A 16,079-nucleotide genomic window follows, 5' to 3' on the forward strand; every position below is an offset into this window, starting at 1 on the left:
CGGTACAGGGAAAGCGGGTGCGAGGCAGGAAGTCAGGCCTCGCCGTTGCGCATGGTGCGGCGCTGGACCAGTACGGCGGCGACGATGATGGCGCCCTTCGCGATCTGCTGGACATCGCTCTGGAGATTGTTGAGCGCGAAGATATTGGTGATCGTGGTGAAGACCAGAACACCGAGGACGGAGCCGACGATGGTGCCGCGGCCGCCGCTGAGCAGGGTGCCGCCGATGATCGCCGCGGCGATGGCGTCCAGCTCGTACAGGTTTCCGTTGGTGTTCTGTCCCGAGCCGGCCAGGATGATCAGCAGGAAGGCCGCGATACCGCAGCAGAGCCCGGAGAGCAGATAGAGATAGAGCCGCTGGCGCCGTACGTCGATACCGGCGAGCCTGGCGGCCTCGGCGTTGCCGCCGACGGCGACGGTGCGCCGCCCGAAGGTCGTACGGTTCAGCACCAGCCAGCCGATGACCGTGACGGCCGCGAAGACCAGGACGAGCGGCGGGATGCCCAGGACGTACGAGTCGGGGATGCCGAGGTCGAGCACCGAGTTCACGGTGACGATCTGGGTCTTGCCCTCGGTGATCTGGAGGGCGAGGCCACGGGCGGAGGCCAGCATCGCGAGGGTCGCGATGAACGGCACCATCCCGCCGTACGCGATGAGCAGCCCGTTCACCAGACCGCAGCCCAGACCGACCACCACCGCGGTGAACAGGATGCCCGCGAAGCCGTACTGCTGGGTGGCGAGTGTGGTCGCCCAGACCGAGGCCAGTGCCACGATGGCGCCGACCGACAGGTCGATGCCGCCGCTGGTGATCACAAAGGTCATGCCGACCGTGACCACACCGATGACCGAGGCCTGGGTGAGGACGAGCTGGAGGTTGTTGGTGTCCAGGAACTGTTCGGGCTTGGTGATGCCGCCGACCACGATCAGCGCGGCCAGCACCCCGAGCAGCGAGAGGTTACGGACGTCGAGACGCAGCCCGAGGCTCCGCCAACCGCCCTTCTCCTCCGTGGACTTGGCTGTGGACGCGGACGGGACGGGCGGCGTGGGCGGCTCGGGCACGGCGTCGGGCCCGCCCTGCTGTGCCTCGGAGGCAGGCTGTTTCATGGCGTCGGGCTCCCTTCCATCACAAGGTCGAGTACACGGTGCTCGTCGAGCTCCTGGGCGGGCGCCCGGTGGACGACCCGGCCCTCGCGGAGCACCAGCACCCGGTCGGCGAGGCCCAGCACTTCGGGGACCTCGCTGGAGACGAGCAGCACGGCGAGGCCTTCGTCGGCCAGCCGGCGGATCACGGCGTACAGCTCGGCGCGGGCGCCGACGTCGACGCCCCGGGTGGGTTCGTCGAGCAGCAGGACCCGGCAGCCGCGCAGCAGCCAGCGGGCGAGTACCGCCTTCTGCTGGTTGCCGCCGGAGAGGGTGCGGATCCGGGCGTCCGGGTTGTCGGGGCGCAGGGAGAGTTCCCTGGTGGCCTTCCTGGCCGCGGTCCGTTCGGCCGAGCGGTCGAGCCAGCCGATCCGCGCGAACCGGGGCAGCGAGGACACCGACACATTGCGGGTGACCGATTCGAGCATCAGCAGGGCCTGGGCCTTGCGCTCCTCGGGTGCGAGGCCGAGTCCCGCGCGGACGGCGGACGGTACGCTGCCGGGCCGCAGCGGGGTGCCGCCGACGAGGACACGGCCCGCGGTGGGCTTGCGCGCCCCGTAGATGGTCTCCAGGATCTCGGAGCGTCCCGAGCCGACGAGCCCCGCGAGTCCGACGATCTCGCCGGGCCGCAGTTCGAGGTCGACCGGCTCGAACTCCCCGGCCCTGGTGAGGCCTTCGACCCGCAGTACGGGCGCGGCATCGGCGGAGGCGGGCGCGGCGGGCCGCTCGGGGAAGACGTACTCGACATTGCGGCCGGTCATCAGGGCGACGACCTCGCGGGTCGGGGTCTCCTTCGCCGGCAGCGCCACGGCCACCGTACGGCCGTCCTTGATGACGGTGACGCGGTCGCCGATGCGCCGGATCTCCTCCAGCCGGTGGGAGATGTAGATGACGGCCACACCGTCGGCGGTCAGGGTGGAGACGACCCGGAAGAGGTTGTCGACCTCGTCGGGGTCGAGGGCGGCGGACGGCTCGTCCATCACGATGAGCCGTACGTCGTGGGAGAGCGCGCGGGCCATGGACACGATCTGCTGCTGGGCGGCGGAGAGTTCACCGACGGGGGTGTGCGCCTGGATCTCGGGGTGGCCGAGCCGCTTGAGCAGCGCGGTCGCCGCGGACCTGGCCTCCCGGCCCTTGATGACGAAGCCGGCGGTGGTGGGTTCGTGGCCGAGGAAGATGTTCTCGGCGACGGACAGGCCTTCGACCAGGTCGAGTTCCTGGTAAATGGTCGCGATGCCCAGCCGCATGGCGGCGATGGGCGACTTGAGTGTGACCGCTTCGCCCTGCCAGGTGATCACTCCGCCGTCGGGCTGGTGGGCCCCGGCGAGCACCTTGATGAGGGTGGACTTGCCGGCGCCGTTCTGGCCGAGCAGGCAGTGGACCTCGCCGGCCTGGACCTCCAGGTCCACACCGTCGAGCGCGCGGACACCGGGAAAGGTCTTGATGATGCCGGACATGGTGAGCAGAAGGGTTTCTGGTGGTGCTGGTGCCATGGCGTATCCCCTCGGCGGATGCGGCCCGCCCCGCGGGCAGGACTGGACAAGGGCAGGGCGGAGCCAGGTGCGGCGGCGCTGTGTTGGGTGGTGTGCGGCTCGTACGGGTGCTGCGGCTCGCGGGAGCGCAGCGACATCGGATGCGGTTGCGGCTCGTGCGGGGTGGTGCGGGTGGTACGGCTCGTGCTGGTGGTTCGGGTGGTGCGTCCGGTCCGGTACGGGGTGGTGCCCGGCGGTGCAGGGTGCCGGTGGGGCGGCTCGTACGGGTGGTGCCCGGCGGTGCTGGTGGTGCGGCTCTTGCGGGTGGCGCGGTTCGTACGGGGTGGTGCGGTGGTGCCCGGTGGTGCGTGCTGCGGTACCGGCCTAGGCCGGTGAGAACAGGTGGTCGCTGATGAGCCGGGCCGCGCCGGTGACCCCGGCGGTCGGGCCCAGCTCGCCCAGGACGATGGGGAGATTGCCGGTGGCCAGCGGCAGCGACTGCCGGTAGACCTGGGTACGGACGCTGGCCAGCAGTGTGTGGCCGAGGCCGGTCACCCCGCCGCCGATCACCACCAGCGCCGGGTTGAAGAAGCTGACAAGGCCGGCGATCACCTGGCCGACGCGGTTCCCGCCCTCGCGGATGAGGTCGAGCGCGGTGGGGTCGCCGGCGGCGGCCGCGGCGGCGACGTCCACCGCGCTCAGCCGGCCCGACTCCTCCAGCCTGGCGGCCAGTTCGGGCGAGCGCCCGGTGCGCGCCGCGTCCTCGGCGTCACGGGCGAGCGCCGCGCCGCTGAAGTAGGCCTCCAGGCAGCCCTTGTTGCCACAGGCGCAGGCGCGGCCGTCCGCCACGACCTGGATATGGCCGATGTCCCCGGCGCTGCCGGTCGTACCGCGGTAGACCTCGCCGCCGACGACGATGCCGCAGCCGATACCGGTGCCGATCTTGATGCAGAGGAAGTCCCCCGCGGAGCGTGCGACGCCCGCGTGCTGCTCCCCCATCGCCATCAGGTTCACATCGTTGTCGACCATGACCGGGCAGCCCAGCTCCTGGCTGAGGGCCTCCCGTACGGGGAAGCCGTCCCAGCCGGGCATGATCGGCGGCGCGACGGGCACACCCTCGGGGAAGCGGACAGGCCCTGGGACCCCGATCCCCGCCCCGTCGAACTCCTCGGCGAGCCCGGTGACCTTGAGCTTGGCCGCCATGGCGAGCACCTGCTCGAAGATGGCGACGGGCCCTTCGCGGACGTCCATGGGGTGGTTGAGATGCCCCAGCACCTCCAGCTCCGCGTTGGTCACGGCCACATCGATGGATGTGGCGCCGATGTCGACCCCGAGGAAGCGCAGGGCGGGCGCCAGCCGGATGTTGTGGGAGCGCCGGCCGCCGCGCGAGGCGGCGAGTCCGTCGGCGACGACCAGTCCGGTCTCCAGCAGCCGGTCCACCTCGACGGCGAGCTTGGAGCGCGACAGGTCCACCTGGTCGCCGAGCTGCGCACGGGAGTTGGGCCCACCGTCGCGCAACAGTCTGAGCAGTCGCGCCTGATGGGCGTTCGCGGGTCGTGCCGTCATACGTCTCACGCGCCCCTCCCCGCCTTCTCGGCCATGTTTGCCGGGCTTTCGAGGGAACGTAGCAGCGCTTGCCCTCAGTGGGAAGAAGTTGAGCGGGAATCCGTCCCAACTTTCTCCACACCGAGGACAAAGCTGTTTTTTGGCATGCCTTTTGGGACCCCGTGGGGCCTAATGTCTATCTTGTACTACCTGTTACCGCTCATCCCGTCTGCGCCAATTACCCAAGAAGTGCCGAGGGCCCGCCACTCGCTGCGGACAGCTTGCGACCCGGCCGGTCAGGACGGCCGGGACGGTGCCTGGGTGCGGTGGTGGTACGTCGTACGGGTGTGCTCGGTGTGCGCCTTCATCACCTCGACCGCGCGCTTCTCGTCCCTCGTCGCGATCGCGGCGATCAGCTCCCGGTGCTCGATCCAGGACTGTTTGCCTCGCTGCCGGGCGACCGGCGTGTAGTACCAGCGCACCCGGCGGTCCACTCTCGCGGCCAGTTCGGCCAGCACGAGATTGCCCGCCAGCTCCATCACCTTGGCATGGAAGGCCGCGTTGGTGGCGACCGTCAGATCGACATCGTCGTCCGCCACGGACTGCTCCCCCTGGGCGCAGAGCGCCTCCAGCGCGGCGATCCCGGCCGAGCCGGAGTTGGCGGCGGCGAGCCGGGCGGCCTCCGCCTCCAGGAGCGTACGGACCGAGAGCAACTGGTCCGCCTCCTCCTCGGTGGGTTCATGGACGAAGGCGCCCTGGGCCGGGCGCAGATCCACCCAGCCCTCGGTGTTGAGCCGCTGGAGCGCCTCGCGCACCGGCTGCCGGGAGACGCCGAGATGGCCCGCCAGCTCGCTCTCGACGAGATGCTGGCCCGGCTGGAGCTGCCTGATCGTTATGAGTTCGAGCAGGGCTTCGTACACACGCTCACGCAGCGGACCGGGTCGTTCGAGCTTGGGTACGGCCCCTTGTGCCAGTTTTGCGGACAACATCGCGGGTCCCCCTCTTGGCCGGCGGTGTCAATGACAGTAGCGACTCACTTCAAGACATTGGCTATCGTCTACAGTCTACGAGAACGGCCGGAATTATGGGCACCGGATCACCTGGCCCGCATAGGACAGGTTCCCCCCGAAACCGAAAAGCAGTGCTGGGGCGCCGGATTCGACCTCCCCGCGGTCCACGAGCTTGGACAGGGCCATGGGGATCGAGGCGGCGGACGTATTGCCCGATACCACGACATCACGGGCGATGACGGCGTTGATCGCGCCGATCTTCTGGGCGACGGGCTCGATGATCCGCAGGTTCGCCTGGTGGAGTACGACCGCGGCCAGATCCTCGGGAGCGATCCCCGCCCGCTCGCAGACCTTGCGCGCGATCGGCGGCAACTGGGTGGTGGCCCAGCGGTAGACGGACTGGCCTTCCTGGGCGAACCGGGACGGAGTGCCCTCGATCCGTACGGCATGGCCCATCTCCGGCACCGAGCCCCAGAGCACCGGGCCGATCCCCGGCTCCCCGCCGGTCTCGTCCGCCACGACCACCGCCGCGCCCGCGCCGTCCCCGACCAGCACACAGGTGGAACGATCCGCCCAATCGGTGACCGCGGTCATCTTGTCCGCGCCGATCACCAGCGCCCGGGCCGCGGACCCGGCTCTTACGGCGTGGTCGGCGGTGGCCAGAGCATGGGTGAAGCCCGCGCAGACCACATTGAGGTCCATCACGGCGGGCGAGCCCATGGAGAGCCGGGCGGCGACTCGCGCGGCCGTGTTCGGCGAGCGGTCGACAGCCGTGGAGGTGGCGACGAGTACGAGATCGATGTCCGCCGGGGTGAGTCCGGCGGCGGCGAGGGCCTTGGCGCCCGCCTGCGCGGCCAGTTCGTCCACCGGCTCGTCGGGACCCGCCACATGACGGGTCCTGATGCCCACGCGGCTGCTGATCCACTCGTCACTGGTGTCGACGATGGCCGCCAGATCGTGATTGGTGAGCACCTTGGCGGGCTGATAGTGCCCGAGCGCGGCGATACGAGTGCCGGTCATGCCCGGGACCCCCTCTGCTGTCGACGTCAGGAGTGCTCCAGTCTCGTCAGCGACTCACCGGTAACAGGGCAGGTGATCCAACAGGATTCACCGGCTCCGCTTGGAGAGTCCCGATCAACCGGCCCCGGGGACCGGCCCCCGGCCGACCGGTTTCCCGGCCGGACGGGGACCGCTCGGCCGGTCAGCCGGTGAAGAGCTGCTTGGCCTTGAGGACCAGTTCGTACACACCGTACGCGAGAGGGAGTCCCACCCAAAGCCAGGCGAAAATGATCAGACCGGTACGCCGGGGTGTCTCAAGCGGCCCGGTCCCGGGCGTCGTGCTGCTGTTCGTCGGCGAGCTGGTCATCCGTTTCCTCCTTCGAAAGATTCGGGGCGGGGACATGGTGGCGGGGGTCGACGGGCCTGACGAGTTCGTTGGCGACGAAGCCGACGACCAGCAGGCCGATCATGATGGTGAAGGACAGTCCGTACAGTCCTGAGCCGCTCTTGCCGGCCGCTTCCTGGCTGTCCGCGACCCCGTTGACGATGAGCGGGCCGAGGACGCCCGCGGTCGACCACGCGGTGAGCAGCCGGCCGTGGATGGCACCGACCTGGTAGGTGCCGAAGAGATCCTTGAGGTACGCGGGGATCGTGGCGAAGCCGCCTCCGTAGAAGGAGAGGATCACCAGCGCGCAGAGCACGAACAGCGGCTTGGCGGAGTCGCCGAACAGCGCGATCAGCAGATACATCACGGCGCCCACGCCCAGATAGACGCGGTACATGTTCTTGCGGCCGATCAGGTCCGAGGTGGACGACCAGCCGATGCGCCCGGCCATATTGGCGGCGGAGAGCAGCGCCACGAACCCGGCCGCGGCCGAGACGGAGACCGGGGTGTCCGTCTTCGCGAAGAAGTCGGTGATCATCGGGGCGGCCTTCTCCAGGATCCCGATGCCCGCGGTGACATTCATGCAGAGCACGACCCACAGACACCAGAACTGCGGGGTGCGTACGGCGGAGCGCGCCGACACCTGGGCCGTGGAGATCAGCGCGCCCGCGGCGGGCCGCGCCGGGGCCGCGGACGGCCGGTCGTCGCCGGGCCGGGGCACCCGTACCAGCAGTACGCCGAGCGACATGAACACCGCGTACACGAGACCGTGGGTCAGGAAGGCGAGCGCGATGCCCGTGCTGTCCGTCCCGTACGACTCCAGCATCTGCGCGGACCACGGCGAGGCGATGAGGGCGCCGCCGCCGAAGCCCATGATGGCGATGCCGGTGGCCATGCCCGGCCGGTCGGGGAACCACTTGATCAGCGTGGAGACCGGGGAGATGTAGCCGATGCCGAGGCCTATGCCGCCGACGAATCCGTAGCCGAAGACGATCAGCCAGTACTGCTCGGTGGCGGCGCCGAGCGCGGCGAGCAGAAAGCCCGAGGAGAAACAGCAGAGGGCGACGGTCATCGCCCAGCGCGGCCCGTTGCGTTCGACGAGGGTGCCGCCGAACGCGGCCGACAGGCCCAGCATCACGATGCCGAGCTGGAAGGGGAGAGCGCTCGCGGTGCCGGAGAGACCGAGTGCGGATTCAAGAGCGGGTTTGAACACACTCCAGGCGTAGGCCTGGCCGATCGACAGGTGCACCGACAGCGCGGCGGGGGGCACCAGCCAGCGGCTCCAGCCGGCGGGGGCGAGTGGTGGGGTCATCTCGCGAACTCTAGGAACCGACCAGCCGGTAGGGAAGATCCCTTTGAAGATCAATGGCGGAGTTTGCCGACTGCATACCGAACGGGAGCCTTGTCGACCAGAACTCCATACTGTAGACAATATATCGCCCATCCGGGTGCGAGCAACAGAGTGTGACCCTTCCCTCGGTCCCCCTCAAACCGAACGGAGAGCCCCACCGTGAAAGTCGCAGTTGTCGGCGCCGGAGCGATCGGCGCCTATGTCGGAGCAGCCCTCGACCGTGCGGGCGCCGACGTTCATCTCATCGCCCGTGGGCCGCATCTCGCGGCCATGAGAGAGCACGGAGTCAGGGTCCTCAGCCCCCGCGGCGATTTCACCGCGCGGGTGCACGCCACCGACCGGCCCGAGGACATCGGTCCGGTCGACTATGTGTTCCTCGGCCTGAAGGCGAATTCGTACGCGGCGTGCGGGCCGCTTGTGACACCGCTGTTCAAGGAGAACACCGCGGTGATCGCCGCCCAGAACGGCATCCCCTGGTGGTATTTCCACGGCCATGGCGGCCCGCATGACGGCCGCCGGGTCGAGAGCGTGGATCCGCTCGGTTCGGTCAGTGCCGTACTGCCGCCCGAGCGCGCCATCGGATGCGTGGTCTACGCCGCGACGGAACTGGAGGGGCCTGGCGTTGTCCGGCACCTCGAAGGAACCCGTTTCTCCATCGGCGAACCCAACCGTTCGGTGTCGCCAAGGTGTCTGGAATTCAGCGAAGCGATGTGGACGGGCGGCCTCAAATGCCCCGTCGAGCCCGAGTTGCGCCATGACATCTGGATCAAGCTCCTCGGCAATATCTCTTTCAACCCGATCAGCGCCCTCACCCGGGCCACCATGCGGGAGATGTGCCTGCACTCCAGCACCCGCCAGGTCATCGAGCACATGATGTCCGAGACCCTGGCCGTCGCCGAGGCGCTGGGCACCCGCCCCGACATCTCCATCGAGAAGCGGCTGGCAGGCGCCGAGCGGGTGGGCGACCACCGTACGTCCACACTCCAGGACCTGGAGAAGGGCAAACCGCTGGAGCTGGACGTCCTGCTCTCCGCCGTGGTCGAGCTGGCGGAGTTCACCGGAGTGCCCGTTCCCACGCTCCGCACGGTGGAAGCGATCTCGGATCTGCTGGCGCGGGGCGCGGCCGCCTGATCCCGTACGGCACTACCTGATCCTCGCTCGCGACCGGCGGGTACGCGTCAATTCCCTTACGAGGGGTTCCCACGCGTACCCGCCCTCTGAATACTGTATGCAATGGGCGCGGCCAGTTGGCCCTCACTCATGAGGAGAGCGCGGCGTGAAGAAGCGAGACCGGACACCGAAGACGTATGCCCGTATCACCTATCCAATGGTGCGGGACGAGAAGGGCGGCCCTCTCCGCAGGGCGAGCTGGGACGAGGCGCTGGACCGGGCCGCGCAGGGCCTGAGCGCCGCGCGCGGAGCGTTCGGGATGTTCTCGTGCGCACGCGCGACCAATGAGATGAACTACGTGGCGCAGAAGTTCGCCCGCGTGGTCATGGGCACCAACAATGTGGATTCCTGCAACAGGACCTGCCACGCGCCCAGTGTGGCCGGGCTCTCCGCGGTCTTCGGATCCGGTGGCGGCACCTCCTCGTACGGCGAGGTCGACCACACCGATCTGATCGTGATGTGGGGCTCCAACGCGCGGTTCGCGCACCCGATCTTCTTCCAGCACGTACTGCGGGGAATCAGGAACGGCGCACGGATGTACGCCGTCGACCCCCGCCGTACCTCCACCGCGGAATGGGCGGAGAGCTGGCTCGGGCTGAATGTCGGTACGGACATTCCGCTGGCCCACGCGGTCGGCCGCGAGATCATCCACGCGGGACTGCACAATGTGTCGTTCATCGAGCGGGCGACCAGCGGCTTCGAGGAGTACGCGGCCGAGGTCGAGCCCTGGACCCTCTCGGTCGCCGAGAAGGTGACGGGCGTACCGGCGGAGGCCATTCGCGACCTGGCCCACGCCTATGCCCGCGCCGAGCGGGCGCAGCTCTGCTGGACGCTGGGCATCACCGAGCACCACAACGGCACCGACAACGTACGGGCGCTGATCAACCTCTCCCTGCTCACCGGGCATGTCGGCCGGTACGGCTCGGGTGTGCAGCCGCTGCGCGGCCAGAACAACGTGCAGGGCGGCGGCGACATGGGTGCCATCCCCAACCGTCTGCCCGGCTTCCAGGACATCCTGGAGGACGGCGTGCGCCGGAAGTTCGAGACCGCCTGGGACACCGTCATCCAGCCCCAGTACGGGATGACCCTGACGGCCATGTTCGAGGCGATGGAGACCGGCGACCTCAAGGCCGTCTACTGCATCGGGGAGAACCCGGCCCAGTCCGAGGCGGACAGCGAGCAGGCCATCGAGCGCATGAAGCAGCTCGACCACCTGGTGGTGCAGGACATCTTCCTCACCAAGACCGCCGAACTCGCCGATGTGGTCCTGCCCGCCACGGCCGCCTGGGCCGAGACCGACGGCACCACCACCAACAGCGAGCGCCGGGTCCAGCGGGTCCGCAAGGCCGTCGAGCCGCCGGGCGAGGCCCGCGAGGACATCGACATCATCTGCGATCTGGCGGGCCGTCTCGGCCACCCCTGGAAGTACGCGGACGCCGAGTCGGTCTGGAACGAGCTGCGTTCGGTCTCCCCCGACCACTACGGGATGACCTATGAGCGGCTGGAGGAGCACCAGGGAATCCAGTGGCCGTGCCCCGACACGGAGAAGCTCGAACCCACCTATCTGCACGGCCGGCTGTGGGAGGCGGACCCCGCCAAGCGCGGCAGGCTCGCGCCGTTCGGCATCGTCAAGCACGACCCGCCGGTCGATCTGACGGATGATCAGTTCCCGATCAGGCTCACCACGGGCCGCCGGCTCGACTCGTACAACACCGGGGTGCAGAGCGGGAGTTTCGCCTCCCCGCTGCGGCGCGGCGAGTATGTCGAGCTGTGCCCGGAGGACGCCGAGCGGTACGGAGTGACGGTCGGCGAGGAGGTACGGATCAGCTCCCGGCGCGGCACGGTCCAGGCACCGGTCTGGATCGACCCGGGTCTGCGGCCCGGACTGGCCTTCATGACCATGCACTTCCCGGACGAGGTGGACACCAACCAGCTCACCATCGAGGCCAATTGCCCGATCGCGGGCACCGCCGAGTTCAAGGCGTCGGCCATCCGGATCGAGAAGCTGCCCGTGAGCACCACCGCGCCCCTGTCCGCGTCCGCGTGAGGAGCTGAGTATCAGTGGATCTGCACTTCGGTGACAGCAAGCCGACCGACGAGGAACGGGCGGCGGTCGACGAGCTGCTCGGCCCGCCGTCGACGGCGTGGGAAGGCGCGGACGACCGTACGGACACGGATCTGCGCTGGGCACGGGGCGGCCGCGAGGCACGCGAGCGGCGGGACCTGCTGTTGCCGGGGCTGCACGCGATCAACGACCGGATCGGCTGGATCAGCGAGGGCGCGCTGGACTATCTCTGCCGGCGGCTCACGGTGCCGCCGGCGGAGGCGTACGGCGTCGCCACGTTCTACGCGATGTTCGCCGTCAAGCCGCGGCCCGCGAAGGTGCTGCACGTCTGTACCGACCTGGCCTGCGCCGCCCATGGCTCCGGGGCGCTCTGCGCGGCCCTGGAGGAGCGCCTCGGCGCGGCGGGCTCGGCCTCCGGCGGTGTCGTCTGGCAGTCGAGCCCCTGTCTGGGCCTGTGCGAGCGGGCTCCGGCGGCGCTGGTGATCCAGGCGGGCGCCCCGTCCGGGGCCGCCCCCTCCCGAACCACCCCTGACGCCGGCTCCGCGCGGGACGGCGCGGAGCCGGCACCCGCTCCCTGGGGCGCCCGCCCCTCCTGGCCGGCCGCGGCGGACCCGGCGGGCCCGCTGCGGCCGGCCGCCGCGCTGAACGGCGAACGGCCCGACAGCACGCCCCAGGAGCCCGCGCCCCGGCCCTACGCCACGGCCGTCATCGCGCCCGCGACCGCCGAGGCGCTCGTACTCGCGGCGGCGGAGCCCCAGGCGGCGCCTCTCGAACCGGCCGCCGCCATGGCCGTACCGCAGGCCGGGCAGGAGGGGCTGACGCTCCTCCGGCGGGTCGGGGTGGTCGATCCGTACAGCCTCGACGACTACCGCGCGCACGGCGGCTACGCGGCGCTGCGGCGGGCGTTCGACCTCGGGCCCGCCGGAGTGATCCGGGAGGTCACCGACTCCGGTCTGGTGGGCCGCGGCGGCGCCGCCTTCCCCACCGGCCGCAAGTGGCAAGCCACCGCCTCGCAGCCCGCGCACCCGCACTATCTGGTGTGCAACGCCGACGAGTCGGAGCCCGGCACCTTCAAGGACCGGGTGGTCATGGAGGGCGACCCGTACTCCCTGATCGAGTCGATGACCGTCGCCGGGTACGCGGTCGGCGCGTCCCGCGGCTTCCTCTATCTGCGCGGCGAGTACCCGCGCGCCCTGCGCCTCCTCCAGAACGCCATCGACCAGGCGCGCGCCCGCGGGCTGCTCGGGGACGACATCCTGGGGCAGGGGTACGCCTTCGACATCGAGATCCGGCGCGGCGCGGGCGCGTACATCTGCGGCGAGGAGACCGCGCTGTTCAACTCGATCGAGGGGTACCGGGGCGAGCCACGCTCCAAGCCCCCGTTCCCCGTGGAGAAGGGCCTGTTCGGCAAGCCCACCGCCGAGAACAACGTCGAGACGCTGATCAATGTGCTGCCGATCCTCACCGAGGGCGGCCAGGCGTTCAAGGCGATCGGCACCGGCCAGTCCACGGGCCCCAAGCTCTTCTGTGTCTCGGGCAATGTGGAGCGCCCCGGCATCTACGAGCTGCCGTTCGGCGCCACCCTCGGCGAGCTGCTCGATCTGGCGGGCCCCTCGCCCACCATTCGGGCGATCCTGCTGGGCGGCGCGGCCGGTGGTTTCGTACGCCCCGACGAGCTGGACATCCCGCTCACCTTCGAGGGCACCCGGGCCGCGGGCACCACACTCGGCTCGGGGGTGGTGCTGGTGCTGGACGACACCGTCGAACTGCCCAGGATCCTGCTCCGTATCGCCGAGTTCTTCCGTGACGAGTCCTGCGGGCAGTGTGTGCCCTGCCGGGTCGGCACGGTGCGTCAGGAGGAGGCGCTGCACCGGATCGTGGACCGCACCGGCGCCGCGGCGGCCGGCGACATCGCGCTGCTGCGCGAGGTCGGGCAGGCCATGAAGGACGCCTCCATCTGCGGTCTCGGACAGACCGCGTGGAACGCCATCGAGTCCGCCATCGACCGTCTGGGGGCCTACAAGTGACCGCGATACCGCTGCAACTGCCGCGCCGGCTCATCGAGTTCACACTCGACGGGCAGGAGACCCGGGTGCCGGAGGGCTCCACGATCCTGGAGGCCTGCCGGGCCGCGGGCAAGGACATCCCCACGCTCTGCGAGGGCGACACACTGACACCGAAGAACGCCTGCCGGGTCTGTGTGGTCGAGGTCGAGGGCGCGCGGGTGCTCGCCCCCGCCTGCTCGCGCAAGGCCGAGGCCGGAATGACCGTCAGCACGGACAGCGAGCGCGCCCGGCACAGCCGGAAGATCGTCCTCGAACTCCTGGCCTCCTCCACTGACCTCTCGACCACTCCGAGGGCCGCCGAGTGGATCAAGGAGTACGAGGCGAAGCCCGAGCGCTTCGGCGAGGACGCCGCCAGGCTCAACGAAGAACCAAAAGTTGATAATGATCTGTACGTTCGCGACTACGACAAGTGCATTCAGTGTTACAAATGTGTCGATGCGTGTGGCGAGCAGTGGCAGAATTCCTTCGCGATCTCGGTGGCCGGCCGCGGTTTCGACGCACGTATCTCGACCGAGCACGACACTCCGCTCACCGATTCGGCGTGTGTTTACTGTGGCAACTGCATTGAGGTCTGTCCGACCGGAGCACTCAGCTTCAAGACGGAATTCGACATGCGGGAAGCCGGAACATGGGACGAATCGGCCCAGACGGAGACGACCACGATCTGCGCTTACTGCGGCGTCGGCTGCAATCTGACACTGCATGTGCAGGAGAATGAGATCGTCAAGGTCACCTCTCCGCACGACAATCCCGTGACGCACGGAAACCTGTGCATCAAGGGCCGCTTCGGCTTCCAGCACGTACAGCAGCGCTGAGCGCCAGACGAGTAGGACTGATCACCATGGGACGGGTCACCGAACGCCGTCGCACCATCCGTATCCGGGACGGGGCCACCTCTGCCCGGCCCGACACTCTGGTGGCGGAAGAGCCACTGGAAATCCGGCTGAACGGCAAGCCGCTCGCCATCACGATGCGCACGCCCGGCGATGACTTCGCGCTGGCCGCCGGTTTCCTGGTGAGCGAGGGCGTGCTCGCGTCGAACGCCGACGTACGGTCCATCGTGTACTGCGCCGGGGCGAAGGCCGACGGCTCGAACACATACAACGTGGTCGATGTCCAGCTCGCCCCCGGCGTCCCGGTCCCGGACATCACGCTGGAGCGCAATGTCTACACGACCTCGTCGTGCGGACTGTGCGGCAAGGCCAGCCTGGACGCGGTCCGGACCACGGCCCGCTTCCCGATCGGTGACGACCCCAGGCTCCGGGTGGAGCCGGAGCTGCTCGCCGAACTCCCGGACCGGCTGCGGGCGGCACAGCAGGTCTTCGACCGGACCGGGGGCCTGCACGCGGCGGCGCTCTTCTCGGAGGCCGGCGAGATGCTGGACATCCGGGAGGACGTGGGCCGGCACAACGCGGTCGACAAGCTGGTCGGCCGGGCACTGCGGCAGGATCTGCTGCCGCTGTCCCGGGCGATCCTGCTGGTGTCGGGCCGTGCCTCCTTCGAGCTGGCGCAGAAAGCCGTGATGGCGGGGATTCCGGTGCTGGCGGCGGTGTCCGCACCGTCGTCCCTCGCCGTCGACCTCGCGGCGGAGACCGGGCTGACCCTGGTCGGATTTCTGCGCGGCTCGTCCATGAACGTGTACGCGGGCGACGAGCGTATCGCCCTGCACACCGGGGTGTGACACTCCCCGCTGCACGGGATGACGGCCCGGCCGGCGGGGAGCGCCCCCTGCGTCGGCCGGGCCGGTTCCGGCAACAACTGAACCCACCGGTTCGATGACATTCGTGATCACCGGCGGCACCGACGGGACCGGTGCGCCGGTGGCACGCCCTCCTGGAGAAGTCCTCCGGCCCGGACGCGACGGCGACGAGCTTCGCGGGCGAACTAGAGTCGTGGCATGGGAAGTCCGAGCCGCGATCGTGCCGCAGATGTCCGTCGCGCGGCGGCCGTGCACCTGCCCGGCTATCGGATCGACTCCGTGGTGCTGCTCGGCGAAGGCGAGGACAACGTCGCCTACGAGGTCAACGGCGAGTTGATCGTACGCTTCAGCAAGGACCCCGATCCGGCACGCCGGGCCGCGCAGGTGAACAACGAGGCCCGCCTGCTCGCCGCCGTCGCGGGCGTCTCGCCGCTGCCGGTCCCCGAGCCGGGCTTCACGGTCGCCGAGCAGGGCTGTCTGGCCTACTTCAAACTCCCCGGCCTGCCCCTCATCGACCTGCCCGCACCGCAACGGTCGGCCCACGCCACGTCGATCGCCGCCACGCTCGGCGAACTGCTCACCGCGCTGCACAGAGTCCCAGTCGACCGGATGGCCGAGCTGGTGGACACCGATGACCAGCCGATAGCGCTGTGGCTGCGCGAGGCCGCGGAAACCTTCGCCGCGGTCGCCGACAGCGTACCGACGGCGCACCGCCCGGCCGTCGAGGCGTTCCTCGACGCGCCACCGCCGACCGGCCGATACGCTCCGGTGTTCTCCCACAACGACCTGGGAATCGAGCACGTTCTCATCGACCCGGCCGCCTGGACGGTCACCGGCGTCATCGACTGGAGCGACGCCGCGATCGTCGACCCGGCCTACGACTTCGGCCTCCTCTACCGCGACCTCGGCCCCGCCGCCCTCGCCGTGGCCCTGCGCAGCTACCGAACCGACGTCCATGACCTCCGGTCGATGAGCGCACGCGCGGCCTTCTACGCCCGGTGCAGCGTCCTGGAGGACATGGCGTACGGGATCCGGACCGGGCACGGCAAATACCTCGACAAGAGCCTCGCCGCACTGAATTGGCTGTACCCGGCGCAGGCACAGTAGGCACCGCGCCGGCTCCAGCGCGTCTGTGAGCCGCCGCCGGATTGAGGACGGAACGAACTGGCGACCACCGA

Annotated in this window: 13 protein-coding genes; 6 read left to right on the forward strand and 7 right to left on the reverse strand. The window is 69.7% G+C overall.

Annotation, left to right across the window (positions count from 1 at the left end; translation table 11 throughout):
• Positions 1–32: 32 nt before the first annotated feature.
• The 7 genes from ACFU9P_RS18585 to ACFU9P_RS18615 form a co-directional block, all read right to left on the reverse strand.
• Positions 33–1,103, reverse strand: coding sequence for an ABC transporter permease (locus ACFU9P_RS18585; RefSeq protein WP_376386466.1), 1,071 nt, complete (start codon positions 1,101–1,103; stop codon positions 33–35).
• Complete coding sequence (locus tag ACFU9P_RS18590) at positions 1,100–2,632, reverse strand: sugar ABC transporter ATP-binding protein (RefSeq protein ID WP_384081936.1); 1,533 nt, start codon at positions 2,630–2,632, stop codon at positions 1,100–1,102. Before ACFU9P_RS18590 ends, ACFU9P_RS18585 begins: the two co-directional genes overlap by 4 nt.
• 363 nt (positions 2,633–2,995) lie before the next feature.
• Positions 2,996–4,177, reverse strand: coding sequence for an ROK family protein (locus ACFU9P_RS18595; RefSeq protein ID WP_376386470.1), 1,182 nt, complete (start codon positions 4,175–4,177; stop codon positions 2,996–2,998).
• A gap of 275 nt (positions 4,178–4,452) precedes the next feature.
• Positions 4,453–5,145: a GntR family transcriptional regulator gene (locus tag ACFU9P_RS18600; protein WP_384081939.1), complete on the reverse strand. Its 693-nt coding sequence runs from the start codon at positions 5,143–5,145 to the stop codon at positions 4,453–4,455.
• Between the two features lie 93 nt (positions 5,146–5,238).
• Positions 5,239–6,186, reverse strand: coding sequence for a beta-ketoacyl-ACP synthase III (locus ACFU9P_RS18605; protein WP_376386472.1), 948 nt, complete (start codon positions 6,184–6,186; stop codon positions 5,239–5,241).
• A 181-nt stretch (positions 6,187–6,367) separates the two neighbouring features.
• Positions 6,368–6,532 (reverse strand): hypothetical protein, encoded by a 165-nt coding sequence (locus tag ACFU9P_RS18610; protein WP_198533878.1) that lies wholly within the window; start codon positions 6,530–6,532, stop codon positions 6,368–6,370.
• Positions 6,480–7,862: an OFA family MFS transporter gene (locus ACFU9P_RS18615; protein WP_384081943.1), complete on the reverse strand. Its 1,383-nt coding sequence runs from the start codon at positions 7,860–7,862 to the stop codon at positions 6,480–6,482. Before ACFU9P_RS18615 ends, ACFU9P_RS18610 begins: the two co-directional genes overlap by 53 nt.
• Before the next feature lie 198 nt (positions 7,863–8,060).
• On the opposite strand from ACFU9P_RS18615, the gene ACFU9P_RS18620 reads away from it, so the two are divergent.
• From ACFU9P_RS18620 to ACFU9P_RS18645, 6 genes are all read left to right on the forward strand, one after another.
• Positions 8,061–9,032, forward strand: coding sequence for a 2-dehydropantoate 2-reductase (locus tag ACFU9P_RS18620; RefSeq protein ID WP_376386477.1), 972 nt, complete (start codon positions 8,061–8,063; stop codon positions 9,030–9,032).
• A gap of 145 nt (positions 9,033–9,177) precedes the next feature.
• On the forward strand, positions 9,178–11,118 hold the full coding sequence (locus ACFU9P_RS18625; RefSeq protein WP_376386479.1) for a molybdopterin oxidoreductase family protein: 1,941 nt from the start codon (positions 9,178–9,180) through the stop codon (positions 11,116–11,118).
• Positions 11,119–11,132: 14 nt separating this feature from the next.
• Positions 11,133–13,163, forward strand: coding sequence for an NAD(P)H-dependent oxidoreductase subunit E (locus ACFU9P_RS18630; protein WP_384081948.1), 2,031 nt, complete (start codon positions 11,133–11,135; stop codon positions 13,161–13,163).
• Entirely contained in the window at positions 13,160–14,017 is an 858-nt protein-coding gene (locus ACFU9P_RS18635; RefSeq protein ID WP_376386970.1) for a 2Fe-2S iron-sulfur cluster-binding protein, read from the forward strand. Before ACFU9P_RS18630 ends, ACFU9P_RS18635 begins: the two co-directional genes overlap by 4 nt.
• 26 nt (positions 14,018–14,043) lie before the next feature.
• Positions 14,044–14,883, forward strand: a complete 840-nt coding sequence (fdhD, locus tag ACFU9P_RS18640) for a formate dehydrogenase accessory sulfurtransferase FdhD (protein ID WP_376386972.1) — start codon at positions 14,044–14,046, stop codon at positions 14,881–14,883.
• A 216-nt stretch (positions 14,884–15,099) separates the two neighbouring features.
• Positions 15,100–16,008, forward strand: a complete 909-nt coding sequence (locus ACFU9P_RS18645) for a phosphotransferase family protein (protein WP_384081952.1) — start codon at positions 15,100–15,102, stop codon at positions 16,006–16,008.
• The last annotated feature ends 71 nt before the right edge of the window (positions 16,009–16,079 follow it).

This window comes from Streptomyces sp. NPDC057617, from assembly GCF_042800555.1.
Taxonomy (GTDB): domain Bacteria; phylum Actinomycetota; class Actinomycetes; order Streptomycetales; family Streptomycetaceae; genus Streptomyces.